Below are 12,458 nucleotides of genomic sequence, written 5' to 3' on the forward strand. Positions count from 1 at the left end.
CCAGTCCATCGTGATGTCGTCCACCACCTCCACCGAGCAGTCGGGCCTGTTTGCCCACCTCTTGCCCACTTTCAAGAAAGCCAGCGGGCTGGACGTGAAAGTGGTGGCGTTGGGCACGGGCCAGGCGCTGGACATGGCGCGCCGTGGTGACGCCGATGTGGTGTTTGTGCACGACCAGGTGGCGGAAGAGAAATTTGTGGCCGACGGCTTTGGCCTCAAGCGCTTGCCCGTCATGTACAACGACTTTGTGCTGATCGGTCCCAAGGCCGACCCGGCAGGCACCAAGGGCAAAGACATCGTGGTGGCTTTGGCCAAGCTGTCTGCCAGCAACACGGCGTTTGTCTCGCGGGGTGACAAAAGTGGCACCCATGCGGCGGAGTTGCGTTTCTGGAAAATGGCCAAATTAACCGATCAAAAAGGCAGTGGCTATAAGGAGTGCGGCTGCGGCATGGGCCCGGCCTTGAACATTGCAGCGTCTTCGGGGGCCTATGTGATGGCAGACCGAGCCACCTGGCTCAACTTCAAGAACCGCGCCGATCTGGCGGTGTTGGTGGAGGGCGATCAGCGGTTGTTCAACCAGTACGGCGTGATGGTGGTCAATCCCGCCAAGCATGCGCACGTCAAGCAAGTCGATGCGCAAAATTTTGTCGACTGGATCACCTCCGCCGCTGGCCAGACCACGATTGCCGACTACAAAATCGGTGGTGAGCAGCTGTTCTTTCCAAACGCGAACAAGTAAGGCTCAGTGTCTGGGCTCGCCGAGCTTGCGGTAAACCGTGGCCCGGCTGATGCCCAAGCTTCGGGCGGCTTCGGCCACATTGCCCCGCGCCTGGTTGACGGCTTCACGGATCATGTCGGTCTGCCTGTCCTTCAGGGGTTTGGCGGTTGCGTTGGACAGAGCGCCGGCCTTGACGGGGCTCACAGACGCTGAAGTGTTGCCATAGCGCAAGGCTTGGGTTTGCAAGCGCAAGCCTGACCAAAGCGGCAACTCTTGGGTGTTGCCCGAATGGCCGGCGGCGTCGAACAGGTTTTCCCAGGGTGAGGCAAAAACATCGCTGGCGTGCAGCGGCTGGCCGGGGGTCGCAGGGGACAAAGACAGCATTTGCCGGGCGGTGGGGTTGGCGCCCAAGATATGGCCATCGGGGTCCAGCGTCAGCAAGCCATCGCTGTCGTCGCCCGGCTGGTTGCCAGGCCAATTCAGACGCAAGACCAGGGCATGTGCGCTCGACAGCAGCCAGCCGTTTTCGATGCTTCGGGCCGAGCGGCGCACCAAATGCTTCAGGGCTGGGCGCTCCGTGGTCTCAATGCCTGTCAGGTCGAGCATGCCCGCGCACAAACCGTCCGGACCAAACACGGGTGCGCCTGCGCAACTGTAGACACTGGTGTCCTGAAAGAAGTGCTCGCCGCGGTGCATCCATACGGGCTGAAGTTCGGCCAGTGCCGCGCTGATGGCGGTGGTGCCCACGGCCTTTTCAGACAAATCTACGCCCACACGGGCAATCACCCCGGCGCGGCGGTCTTGCCGGTCGACTGGGCCATGCACATCCACCACGATGCCCTCGGCATTGGTCAGGATGGCGAAATAGCGGATGTCGGCAATCGCCCGCGCCAACTCGGTCAATACGGGCTGGGCAGCTTGGACCAAAGGGCCGCTGGCCTCCTGCACGCGGCGCATGTGCTGGACCGACACGGCGTCAAAACCCACAGACTTGGCGGGTTGCAGGCCCATCGCCAGGCAGCGCTGCCACGACTGGGTGATCCAGGGGGAAACGCCAGCGCCTTGGGCAACAGAACGCCCCTGAAAAACCAGTTCACGGGCCTGTGCAATCCGTTCCAGGCGGTCGCTTGTGAGTGAAGTCAGGGGCATGTCAGGTGTGTATCAAGCTGAGAATTTCTGAAGGAACCCTGGTGAACCTAGGGTTAATCCGCATCATATTGCAAGCGCATGCCAACACAATGGCTATGCATTCTGATTCATAAGCGTGGGCTTGAACAGCCCGCCACCTCACAGGAGATCCCCATGCAGAAAGTCCTGCACATCAACCCGGACAAATGTACCGGCTGCTTGCAGTGTGAAATGGCCTGTTCTTTTGAGAACTACGGCACATACGCCACCTCCAAATCACGCATCAAGGTCTTTGACTTCCACCACACCGGTAAAAAGGTGCCTTACACCTGCACCCAGTGTGATGAAGCCTGGTGCCTGCATGCCTGCCCTGTGGAAGCCATTACCGTGGACAAAGCCACGGGCGCCAAAGTGGTCAACGAGTCGACCTGCGTCGGGTGCAAAGTCTGCACCATCGCCTGCCCATTCGGCACCGTGAACTATGTGCAAGAGACCGGCAAAGTCCAAAAGTGCGACCTGTGCGGTGGCGATCCGGCTTGCGTCGAGGCTTGCCCCACCGGCGCCATCACCTTTGTCGACGCCAACTGGACCGGCATCGACAAAATGAAGCAGTGGGCCGACAAGTTGGGCAATCAGCCTTCAGCCTCTTAATTTAGCCGCTTAAATCAAGCACCTGCAAGGAGCATCAACATGTCTTGGGCTGGAAAAATTCTCCGCGTCAACCTGTCCGCGGGCACCGTCAAATCCGAACCGCTGAACATGGCGTGGGCACGTGCCTACATCGGCTCTCGCGGTCTGGGTAGCAAATACCTGATCAACGAAGTCGACCCCAAAGTCGACCCGCTGTCGGCCGACAACAAGCTGATCTGGGCCACTGGCCCCTTGACCGGCACCATGGCCTCCACCGGTGGCCGCTACACCGTCATCACCAAGGGCCCCCTCACGGGTGCCATCGCCTGCTCCAACTCGGGCGGCTACTGGGGTGCCGAGCTGAAAATGGCCGGTTGGGACATGATCATTTTTGAAGGCGCATCGGCCACGCCGGTGTACCTCTACATCAATGACGATGTGGCCGAACTGCGCGATGCCTCGCACCTGTGGGGCCAAAGCGTCTGGAAGACCGAAGAAGTCCTCAAGTCCAGCCTGCAAGACCCGCTGCTGCGTGTCTCGAGCATCGGCAAGGCCGGTGAAAACAAGGTCTTGTTCGCTGCCGTGGTGAACGACCTGCACCGTGCGGCGGGCCGCTCGGGTGTGGGCGCGGTCATGGGCAGCAAAAACCTGAAAGCCATTGCTGTGCGCGGCACCAAGGGCGTGGGCAATATCCGCGACCCCAAGGCCTTCATGAAGGTGACCTTCGAGAAGAAAAAAATCCTCGCCGAAAACGCCGTCACGGGCCAGGGTCTGCCGGCTTATGGCACCCAGGTGCTGATGAACGTGATCAACGAGATGGGCGCCTTGCCCACCCGCAACCACCGCGACGTGCAGTTCGAAGGTGCCAAGGACATTTCAGCCGAAGCCATGGTCACGCCCCGTGCGACCGACGGCAAAAAGCACCTGGTCACCAACCAAGCCTGCTTTGGTTGCACCATCGCTTGCGGCCGCATCAGCCGCATGGATGAAGGCCACTTCACGGTGCAAAACAAACCGCAATACTGGGGTGCCAATGGCGGCCTGGAATACGAAGCAGCCTGGGCTCTGGGCGCAGCCAACGGTGTGAAAGACCTGGAAGCCCTGCAGTACGCCAACTTGCTGTGCAACGAAGAGGGCTTTGACCCGATCAGCTTTGGTGCCACCGTGGGCGCGGTCATGGAGCTCTATGAAATGGGGGTGCTGACCAAAGAGCAACTGGGCATTGACGCCAAGTTCGGCTCTGCCGAGGCGCTTGCACACTTTGCTGAAATCACCGCCAGGGGCGAAGGTTTTGGTATCGAAATCGGCCAGGGCTCCAAGCGCCTGACCGCCAAGTACGGTCACCCCGATTTGTCGATGAGCGTCAAGGGCCAGGAATTCCCAGCCTACGACGGTCGCTCGATCCAAGGCATTGGCTTGGCTTACGCCACCAGTAACCGTGGTGCCTGCCACCTTCGCGGCTACACCATCGCCTCTGAAGTGCTGGGCATCCCGGTCAAGACCGACCCGCTTGAGCACGAAGGCAAACCCGAGCTGGTCAAGGCATTCCAAGATGCCACGGCCGCCTTTGACTCTTCGGGCTTGTGCGTGTTCACCACCTTTGCCTGGGGTGTGGCCGATCTGGCGCCACAACTGCAAGCCGCCTGTGACGACGAGTACACCACCGAAGAGCTGGAGAAAATCGGCGAACGCATCTGGAACATGGAGCGCGAGTTCAACAACGCCGCTGGCTTCACCAAGGCCGATGACAGCCTGCCCAAGCGCCTCTTGACCGAGGCCGCCAAAACCGGCCCGTCCAAAGGCAAAGTGAGCATGCTGCCCGAGATGCTGCCCAAGTACTACGCTGCCCGCGGCTGGGACACAGAAGGCCGCCCAACGGCCGAGACCAAGGCACGTTTGGGGCTTTGAGTTGCATGCCTCTGACTTTGCGGCCAACCACGTTGGCGGGTCTGCAAGGTCTGAGGCTTGATGAACCCTTGTGCAGCGGCCTTTTCGGGCCGCTGCCTGCATTTGGAGAGTGAACCATGCACCACGTCATTTTGGGCGCAGGCCCTGCCGGCGTCATCGCCGCCGAGACCCTGCGCAAACACGCGCCTGCTGACACCATCACCCTGGTGGGTGACGAGCCTGATGCGCCTTACTCGCGCATGGCCATTCCCTACCTGCTGATTGGCAACATCGACGAGCGTGGCACCTACTTGCGCAAGAGTGCCTCGCACTTTGACGACTTGCGCATCACCCAGGTCAAGGCCAAAGTGACGCGGGTAGACGCTGCGGGTAGAACGGTGCAACTGGAGAATGGCCAGTCGCTCGCCTTTGACAAGCTGTTGATTGCCACGGGCTCGCATCCGGTGCGGCCCCCGATTGCGGGCATGGACCTGCCCGGCGTGCACCCGTGCTGGACACTGGAGGATGCCCGCGCCATTCAGGCGCTGGCCAAGCCAGGCGCCAGGGTTTTGCAAATGGGTGCCGGCTTTATTGGCTGCATCATCATGGAATCACTGGCTGCACGCGGCGTCAAGCTCAGCGTGGTCGAGATGGGCGACCGCATGGTGCCCCGCATGATGGGCCCGGTAGCGGGCGGCATGATCCGTGACTGGTGCGAAGCCAAAGGCGTGCAGGTGTTCACCGGCACCAAGGTCGAAGCCATCACCTCGGGCAGCGCTGGCGCTGAAAAAGGCTTGCTCGGCAAGCTGGCAGCGGCTGTGGGCTTGTCTTCAGACGATGCTGGTGGGGCCCTGCAGGTGCGTTTGTCCAACGGTCAGACCGTGGCGGCCGATCTGGTGATCAGCGCCACCGGCGTGCGCCCAGCGATTGGCTTTTTAAAGGACAGCGGCATCACCTGTTTGCAAGGCGTTTTGACCGACGAGCATCTGCAAACCAATGTGCCCGGCATTTATGCAGCAGGTGACTGCGCTGAAGCCTTTGACCTGGTCAGTGGCAAAACAATTGTCAGTGCCATTCAGCCCAACGCAGCGGAGCAAGCGCGTGTCGCTGCGCTGAACATGCTGGGCCAAAAGACCGAGCTCAAAGGCGTCACGCAAATCAACGTGCTCGACACCCTGGGCTTGATCTCCACCAGTTTTGGCAACTGGGAGGGCGTGTCGGGTGGGCAATCTGCGGTGCTGACCGACAAGGCCGCTGGGCGCCACCTGAGCCTGCAGTTCAAGGACGATGTGATGGTGGGCTGCAACAGCGTGGGCTGGACCGAGCATGTGGGGGTGATGCGCGGCCTGGTCGAAGGACAGGTTCATCTGGGCGACTGGAAAGACCGGTTGATGCACGACCCCACCAAGCTGATGGACGCCTACCTGGACTGTGCCCAAGGGCAAGGCCGTTGGAGTGGGGCCGCCGATGCGCGCCGCCGATGAAGTGACAATGGCCGTATGAACATCACTTTCAAACTGTTCGCCACGCTGACCGATTATTTGCCTGCCGAGGCCCGGCGCAGCAACCAGATCAACCTCGATGTGGCGGCTGACGCCAGCATCAGCAAGATCATCGAGCCTTTTGGCATGCCGCCCAAGCTGGTGCATTTGGTGCTGGTCAACGGCAAATACATCGCGCCTGAAGACCGTGGTCAAACCACCTTGGTCGATGGCGATGTGCTGGCCATCTGGCCCCCTGTAGCCGGGGGCTGAGCGCGCCCATGCAGTCCAGTTATGCCGAGCAGTTCCAGCGCGACATGGGCTGCACCGAGGCCGAGTGGCTCGGCTGGCTGCCCGCCGCCATGGGGGATAGCGCATGGCAGCGGTCGCAGGCCACGGCCGAGGCCACCATCGGCGCAGGCAAATTGAGTTTGCGCTGGCAGGTCATGCCCCCTCGCGTGATTGCGCTGATGCGCATGCCTGTGCTGCGGGTGAACTTTGCGTTTCAGGGCTTGGAGGCCGATGCGCGTTACACCTTCATGAAACGTTTTGATTTGTACATGCAGCGTGGTGGCGGATAGCCACTTACCGCACCCACAGCAGTCCCACCGTCTTTAGCCCCAGCAGCGTGAGGGCCAGTGAGCCGAACAAGTGCAGTGACGCTGTGCCCACGGCCAGTGCAAAACGGCCTTGCTGCAGCATAGCCACCACTTCGGCCGAGAAGCTGGAAAACGTGGTCAGAGCCCCCAGAAACCCGGTGACCAGGGCCAGCCGCCAGACTGGGTCCAGTTCGGGCAGCTGCTGGAACACCCCCACGCAGACGCCCACCAGGTAGCCGCCGATCAAATTGGCCGCTAGCGTGCCCCAGGGCAGCAGGCCACTGCTGACGGGGCCAGGGTTGAGCCACAAACCCAATTGCCAACGAGACACCGCGCCCACGCAAGCGCCCAGGCAAATCGCGATCACAGTGAGCATGGAGCGGGTCCTTTCGGCGTGGGCTTAAAGGTGATGAAACACCGGGTTTTAAAACGGCGGGTCTTCGTCATCCGTCCCCGCTGCCGCTGTTGCGACGGTCGAATTGAGCACTGTGCGCAAGGGCTTGGGCAGGGCTTGGTCAGCCGCAGCGGCCCCCAGCTCCATCTCGCCGCCCAAGGCCTCGATCAGGCTGTCAATCAAGGGCCCCAGCAAGCCGGTAGACAAAGCCACATCCGCATCAAAACGGCCTTCTTTTTTGTCAGTGCCCGATTCGTCCATCACGCCGTCCAGAAACTGCAGTTTTTTCAGCTGCAAAGTTTCTGTCAGCACGAAGGCCACACGGCCGTCCCAGCTCAGCGCCAGTTGGGTCGGCAGCTTGCCTTCCAGCACGTGTTTTCGCACATCGTCGTTGGCCAGGTGGTGGCGGGTAAAGCGCACGCTGGCCGCATCTTCGCCGGTGGACTTGAGCACGGTTTCGCGCTCCACCGTCAGGTCGGCAGGCCATTCGTCGGCTGTGCGGGCCAAAAGCCACTGCGTCATGGCCGCTTGTGGGGAGGTCACGGTCTGGATCAGCGAAACCGACAGGCCACCCATCACGTTCATCAACGCCGACATGACTTCGTCGGCCTTGCCCTGGCTGCCAGCGTTCAAAACCAGCCTGCGGTTTTCTAGGTCCATCCAGACCAGCACGGTCGACTGGCGCTCAAAAGCTTGCGGCAACAGCGACAACAGCACATCGTCCATCAGGTCGCGTTTTTCTTTCTTGCCGGGTTTGCGGCCCGTCGCAGCTTCGATCTCGGCGATGCGTTCATCGACCTTGCGCCGCACCACGTTGCCTGGCACGGCCTTGGACTCGATCATCAGTTTCAAGATCCACTGACCTGCCACCGACTCCACCAAAGGGCCGTGGGCTTCACCCCGCGGCGGCACCCAGCCAACAGACTTTTCCTGGCTGGCGCCACACGCCACAAATTCCACCGGCATCAGCGCCGCCTGCACATCGGCCAAAGTGGGCGCAAAGCCCTCGCCGATGCGGTAAACCATCACATTTTTGAACACAGCATTCCTTATCGCCCCAAATGAACAACCCGTCCTCTGGGGACGGGTTGAATCATAGAGGATGCGGCGCCGCTGAAAATCAGAGTTTCATCTGGTTGGGCAGCCACGTCACGATGCCGGGGACAAAATAAATCAGCAAGACTGCCCCCACCATCAATGCAAACATGGGCATGGACACGCGGGCGATGTAGGGCAGTTGTTTGCCCGTCATGCCTTGCAGCACAAACAGGTTGAAACCCACGGGTGGGGTGATCTGGGCCATTTCGACCACGAACACGACGAAGATGCCAAACCAGATCGGGTCGATGCCTGCTTTTTGAACCGTGGGCATCAAGACGCCCATGGTCAGCACCACCATCGAGATGCCGTCCAGAAAGCACCCCAGAATGATGAAAAAAACCATCAAAGCCATGAGCAAGGCAAAGGGGCTGAGCCCCAGGCCGCCGATCCATTCCGCCAGATGCCGGGGCAGGCCGATGTAGCCCATGGACAAAGTCAAAAACGCGGCCCCCGCCAGGATCATCGCAATCATGCAGTACAGGCGCGTGGCGCCCATCAAGGCCTCCTTGAACACCGACCAACTCATGGAGCCCTGCAAGGCAGACAACACCAAAGCGCCCACCACACCCACGGCAGCCGCTTCGGTGGCGGTGGCAAAGCCGGTGTAGATCGAGCCGAGCACGGCCGCAATCAGCAAGACCACCGGGATCAGGCTGCTGGAGGCTTGCAGCTTCTCCACAAAGCTCATGGGGGCGTCGCGGGGGGGGATTTGGTCAGGGTGGCGCAGCGACCAGTAAATGATGTAGCCCGAAAAAAGACCGGCCAGCAGCAAGCCCGGCAAGACCCCGGCGATGAACAGTTGCGCGATCGACACATCGGCAGCCACGCCATACACGATCATGATGATCGAAGGCGGAATCAGCAGCCCCAAAGTTCCCGAGCCCGACAGCGTGCCGATCACCATGTCTTCGGGGTAGCCCCGCCTTTTCAGCTCGGGCAGCGTCATCTTGCCAATGGTGGCGCAGGTGGCCGCGCTCGATCCAGAGACGGCCGCAAAAATGGCGCAGCCGACCACGTTGGTGTGCAGCAAGCGACCCGGCAGGGCTTGCATCCAGGGGGCCAGGCCCTTGAACATGTCCTGACTCAGGCGGGTACGAAACAGGATTTCACCCATCCAGATGAAGAGCGGTAAAGCCGTTAGCGTCCAGCTGGAGGAGGATCCCCAGATGGTCACTGCCATCGCATCCCCCGCAGGCCGCGCAGAAAACACTTGCATGCCCACCCAGGCCACACCCGACAGCGCCAGGCCGATCCACACGCCACTGCCTAAAATCAAAAACAGTGTCAGGACCAGCAGTCCCGTGATCATCAAGTCATTCATGGCGATCATTCGTTGCGCAGCATCTCGCCGCTTTCAGTGGAGACGCGTTGCCCGAAGATTTCGAGCACGAGTTCATCCACAAAGGCCAAGGCAAAAATCACGGTGCCAAAGGCCATGACCAATTGCGGTATCCACAAAGGGGTGGCGTCATTGCCGGTCGAAATGTCGTGAAACTCGACGGATTGCCACACCAGACGACAACTGTAAAAAGCAAACAACAAGGCCAGCAGGCTGGCCAGCACCAGGCTGAAAATTTCAAGGCCACGTCGTGATTGGCCCTTGAACATGCCCAGCACCAGGGTGACGCGGATGTGCTCACCCCGCTTCAAGGTGTGCGCCAGCGCCAGAAAGCCAGCACCAGCCATCAGGTAACCGGCATAAGCGTCGGTGCCAGGTACATGAAAGTGCAGTTGTCGGCTCAGGATGGACAGCAGCACCATGCACAGCATGCCGCACATGCAAAGTGCCGCCAGGGCGGCGGCACTTTCATAGACGGCATTAAGCAGTCTTCTCATCGGTTCAGCGGTTGAACGCGTCAACGATGGACTTGCCCTCTGCACCCGACTTTTCCAACCACTCCTTCATGATGACGTCTCCGACTTTCTTCATGTCGGCTTTGAGCTGCGCAGAAGGCGGCGCCACGGTCATGCCATTGGCCTTGAGCGTTTCGAGGGTGGTCGTGTTCACTTTGCGGGACTCGGTCCAGCCGCGGGTTTCGGCCTCGGCTGCAGCTTTCAGCAGGGCGTCCTGTGTGGGTTTGTCCAGCGCATCAAAGGCTTTCTTGTTGGCGATCACTGCGTTTTTGGGCAACCAAGCTTGCACATCGTAGTAAAACTTGAGGTGCTCAAACAGCTTGCTGTCCACGCCGGTGGCACCCGATGTCATGGTGGATTCGACCACACCTGTGGCCAGGGCTTGAGAGAATTCAGCCGCTTGAACGGTGACGGGTTGTGCGCCCACCAGTTCAGCAATTTTGGCGGTGGTCGGGCTGTAGGCGCGCCACTTGATGCCTTTCAGGTCGGCCGCGCTGTTGATGGGTTTTTTGCTGTAAATGCCCTGCGGTGGCCAAGCGACCGAGTACAACAACATCATGCCCTGCTCACCCAGTTTTTTCTCGAGCAGCGGTTTTTGGGCCTTGTAGAGTTTCATGGACTCGTCGTAGCTGTCGGCCAGAAACGGCAGGCCGTCTGCACCAAAGGGCTGCCATTCATTCTGGAAGTTGACCAGCAGTATTTCGCCCAATTGGGCTTGGCCGCCTTGCACTGCGCGCTTGATTTCTGGGGCCTTGAAAAGTGATGCGTTGGCATGCACGGTGATCTTCAGTTTGCCCGCTGTGGCTTTGTCCACATCGGCGGCAAATTGCGTCATGTTGACCGTGTGGAAATTGGTGGCGGGGTAGGCGGCGGGCAGGTCCCATTTGGTCTGGGCGGCGACCAGGCCAGAAACTGCGAGCAAACCAGCCAACAGGCTGAGGTGGAGGGCGCGACGTTGCATGAAAACTCCTGTGAAGTGTTGAAATAAGCGGTCAACCGGGCTTTGCAAGAGGCATGCCCGCTTCAAGCGCGCATCTGGTGCATCTGGCTGGCCTTGACTGTAGGCAAGTTGCCAGATCTTGGGATGGGTACTTTCCCTTAATGTCAACAAATTGTTGGCAAATTGTTGGCATCGAGACTAGACTTTCACTTCACCTATCGAAATAACGGAACACATGCCGCGCAAAAAATCACCCACAGTTTCCGGTGCCAGCCCAATCGTGTCCTCTGCCCATCTGGTCTCACCCGACAGTGCCGAGATGAGCGAGTTCGAGTTTGGCCTGATCGTGGCGGGCAACGCCTTTCACCGCTGGATCATCCACTGCATGGCGGCTGCTGGGCTGAAAGACCTGACGCCACTGGACGTTTTGGTGCTGCACCATGTGACACACCGCGCGCGTGACAAACGGCTGGCCGACATCTGTTTCATCATGAACATCGAAGACACACATTTGGTCAATTACGCCCTGAAAAAGCTGCAAGGCCTGGGCGTGGTGATCTCGCGAAAGAACGGCAAGGATGTGACCTATGCCGCCACCGACGTGGGGCGCCAGCATGTGCAGCGTTACCGGGAAATTCGCGAAAACTGTCTGATCGATGCGCTCAAGGCCGACGATGGCCTGAACCGGGACATTGGCGAATTGGCCCGATTGCTGCGTGTGCTTTCGGGCATGTACGACCAGGCGGCGCGAGCTGCCGCTTCTTTGTGAACCTGGTTTTTGAATTTTGATTGTTGAGCGACTTATGAGCGAATCCCACATCACACCTGTTGGAAAAAACCGTTGGCAATTTTGGATAGACCGTGGCGGCACATTCACCGACGTCGTGGGCAAGCGGCCAGATGGGTCTCTGGTCACGCACAAGTTGCTGAGCGAAAACCCCGAACAGTACCGCGATGCCGCTGTCGCCGGTATTCGCCACTTGCTTGGCCTACAACCTGGTCAACCGGTCACGCCCGAGTTGGTCGAGTGCGTCAAGATGGGCACCACGGTGGCCACCAATGCGCTGCTGGAGCGCAAAGGTGAACCCACTTTGTTGGTGACCACGACTGGTTTTGGTGATGCGTTGCGTATTGCCTACCAAAACCGCCCGCGTTTGTTTGACCGCCAGATCGTGTTGCCCGAGTTGCTCTACAGCGCCGTGGTGGAAGCGCAAGAGCGCGTGGCAGTCGATGGCGAGGTCTTGCTGCCCCTTGATGTGGCGAATTTACGCACCCAATTGGCGCATGGCTTTGCCCAGGGCCTGCGCTCGGTGGCGGTGGTGTTCATGCACGGCTGGCGCCACACGGCGCACGAGCAAATCGCTGCGCGTTTGGCCCGCGAGGTCGGCTTCACGCAAGTCAGTACCTCGCACCAGACCAGCCCAATGATGAAGCTGGTCAGTCGAGGTGACACCACCGTGGTGGACGCGTATTTGTCGCCCATCCTGCGCCGTTATGTCGACCAGGTGGCCAGTGAGATGCCTGGTGTGAAACTGATGTTCATGCAGTCCTCGGGCGGCTTGACGGACGCTCAGGTTTTTGCAGGCAAGGACGCGATCCTGAGTGGTCCGGCAGGCGGCATCGTGGGCATGGCCCGCACCGCCCAGTTGGCCGGGCATGCCAAAGTGATTGGCTTTGACATGGGGGGGACCTCCACCGATGTGTCGCACTTTGCAGGTCAGTTCGA

Annotated in this window: 14 protein-coding genes; 8 read left to right on the top strand and 6 right to left on the bottom strand. The window is 60.1% G+C overall.

All coding sequences use genetic code 11. The features are described 5' to 3' along the window. On the top strand, positions 1–739 hold a 739-nt coding region (locus ACIQ3A_RS11220; RefSeq protein ID WP_396431827.1), incomplete at its 5' end, for a substrate-binding domain-containing protein. 3 nt (positions 740–742) lie between these two features. Here the strand turns inward: ACIQ3A_RS11220 and ACIQ3A_RS11225 are convergent. Beyond that, positions 743–1,867 (bottom strand): helix-turn-helix domain-containing protein, encoded by a 1,125-nt coding sequence (locus tag ACIQ3A_RS11225; RefSeq protein WP_396431828.1) that lies wholly within the window; start codon positions 1,865–1,867, stop codon positions 743–745. Between the two features lie 153 nt (positions 1,868–2,020). Between ACIQ3A_RS11225 and ACIQ3A_RS11230 the strand changes: the two genes are divergently transcribed. From ACIQ3A_RS11230 to ACIQ3A_RS11250, 5 genes are all read left to right on the top strand, one after another. Continuing rightward, positions 2,021–2,497 carry a 4Fe-4S dicluster domain-containing protein gene (locus ACIQ3A_RS11230; RefSeq protein ID WP_108405480.1) on the top strand — a complete coding sequence of 159 codons (477 nt, stop codon included), beginning with the start codon at positions 2,021–2,023 and terminating at the stop codon, positions 2,495–2,497. 39 nt (positions 2,498–2,536) lie between these two features. Beyond that, positions 2,537–4,384, top strand: a complete 1,848-nt coding sequence (locus ACIQ3A_RS11235) for an aldehyde ferredoxin oxidoreductase family protein (RefSeq protein WP_396431829.1) — start codon at positions 2,537–2,539, stop codon at positions 4,382–4,384. Between the two features lie 116 nt (positions 4,385–4,500). Next, positions 4,501–5,847 (top strand): NAD(P)/FAD-dependent oxidoreductase, encoded by a 1,347-nt coding sequence (locus ACIQ3A_RS11240; RefSeq protein WP_396431830.1) that lies wholly within the window; start codon positions 4,501–4,503, stop codon positions 5,845–5,847. A gap of 15 nt (positions 5,848–5,862) precedes the next feature. After that, positions 5,863–6,117, top strand: coding sequence for a MoaD/ThiS family protein (locus tag ACIQ3A_RS11245; protein ID WP_396431831.1), 255 nt, complete (start codon positions 5,863–5,865; stop codon positions 6,115–6,117). 8 nt (positions 6,118–6,125) lie between these two features. Then, complete coding sequence (locus tag ACIQ3A_RS11250) at positions 6,126–6,425, top strand: hypothetical protein (protein ID WP_396431832.1); 300 nt, start codon at positions 6,126–6,128, stop codon at positions 6,423–6,425. A gap of 4 nt (positions 6,426–6,429) precedes the next feature. Here the strand turns inward: ACIQ3A_RS11250 and crcB are convergent, their stop codons facing one another. From crcB to ACIQ3A_RS11275, 5 genes are all read right to left on the bottom strand, one after another. Then, on the bottom strand, positions 6,430–6,819 hold the full coding sequence (gene crcB / locus ACIQ3A_RS11255; RefSeq protein WP_396431833.1) for a fluoride efflux transporter CrcB: 390 nt from the start codon (positions 6,817–6,819) through the stop codon (positions 6,430–6,432). A 48-nt stretch (positions 6,820–6,867) separates the two neighbouring features. Beyond that, the gene (locus tag ACIQ3A_RS11260) at positions 6,868–7,878 is read right to left on the bottom strand and encodes a recombination-associated protein RdgC (protein ID WP_396431834.1); all 1,011 of its coding nucleotides are present in this window, start codon (positions 7,876–7,878) and stop codon (positions 6,868–6,870) included. A gap of 79 nt (positions 7,879–7,957) precedes the next feature. Beyond that, positions 7,958–9,259, bottom strand: a complete 1,302-nt coding sequence (locus ACIQ3A_RS11265; protein ID WP_396431835.1) for a TRAP transporter large permease — start codon at positions 9,257–9,259, stop codon at positions 7,958–7,960. Between the two features lie 5 nt (positions 9,260–9,264). Continuing rightward, a complete protein-coding gene (locus ACIQ3A_RS11270) occupies positions 9,265–9,774 on the bottom strand; it encodes a TRAP transporter small permease (protein WP_396431836.1) in 510 nt (169 codons plus the stop codon). A gap of 4 nt (positions 9,775–9,778) precedes the next feature. Beyond that, complete coding sequence (locus tag ACIQ3A_RS11275; RefSeq protein ID WP_396431837.1) at positions 9,779–10,753, bottom strand: TRAP transporter substrate-binding protein; 975 nt, start codon at positions 10,751–10,753, stop codon at positions 9,779–9,781. Between the two features lie 214 nt (positions 10,754–10,967). Here ACIQ3A_RS11275 and ACIQ3A_RS11280 point away from each other — a divergent pair, with 214 nt between their 5' ends. After that, positions 10,968–11,501 (top strand): winged helix DNA-binding protein, encoded by a 534-nt coding sequence (locus tag ACIQ3A_RS11280; RefSeq protein WP_396431838.1) that lies wholly within the window; start codon positions 10,968–10,970, stop codon positions 11,499–11,501. Positions 11,502–11,535: 34 nt separating this feature from the next. After that, the coding region (locus ACIQ3A_RS11285; RefSeq protein WP_396431839.1) for a hydantoinase/oxoprolinase N-terminal domain-containing protein at positions 11,536–12,458 on the top strand (923 nt) is incomplete at its 3' end.

Origin of the sequence: Limnohabitans sp., assembly GCF_044361985.1 — a bacterium.
GTDB lineage: Bacteria > Pseudomonadota > Gammaproteobacteria > Burkholderiales > Burkholderiaceae_C > Limnohabitans_A.

Bases quoted from the DNA above. Each gene is read 5' to 3' on its own strand.
- ACIQ3A_RS11225 (WP_396431828.1), bottom strand. From the start codon at position 1,867: ATGCCCCTGACTTCACTCACAAGCGACCGCCTGGAACGGATTGCACAG.
- ACIQ3A_RS11230 (WP_108405480.1), top strand. From the start codon at position 2,021: ATGCAGAAAGTCCTGCACATCAACCCGGACAAATGTACCGGCTGCTTG.
- ACIQ3A_RS11235 (WP_396431829.1), top strand. From the start codon at position 2,537: ATGTCTTGGGCTGGAAAAATTCTCCGCGTCAACCTGTCCGCGGGCACC.
- ACIQ3A_RS11240 (WP_396431830.1), top strand. From the start codon at position 4,501: ATGCACCACGTCATTTTGGGCGCAGGCCCTGCCGGCGTCATCGCCGCC.
- ACIQ3A_RS11245 (WP_396431831.1), top strand. From the start codon at position 5,863: ATGAACATCACTTTCAAACTGTTCGCCACGCTGACCGATTATTTGCCT.
- ACIQ3A_RS11250 (WP_396431832.1), top strand. From the start codon at position 6,126: ATGCAGTCCAGTTATGCCGAGCAGTTCCAGCGCGACATGGGCTGCACC.
- crcB (WP_396431833.1), bottom strand. From the start codon at position 6,819: ATGCTCACTGTGATCGCGATTTGCCTGGGCGCTTGCGTGGGCGCGGTG.
- ACIQ3A_RS11265 (WP_396431835.1), bottom strand. From the start codon at position 9,259: ATGAATGACTTGATGATCACGGGACTGCTGGTCCTGACACTGTTTTTG.
- ACIQ3A_RS11270 (WP_396431836.1), bottom strand. From the start codon at position 9,774: ATGAGAAGACTGCTTAATGCCGTCTATGAAAGTGCCGCCGCCCTGGCG.
- ACIQ3A_RS11275 (WP_396431837.1), bottom strand. From the start codon at position 10,753: ATGCAACGTCGCGCCCTCCACCTCAGCCTGTTGGCTGGTTTGCTCGCA.
- ACIQ3A_RS11280 (WP_396431838.1), top strand. From the start codon at position 10,968: ATGCCGCGCAAAAAATCACCCACAGTTTCCGGTGCCAGCCCAATCGTG.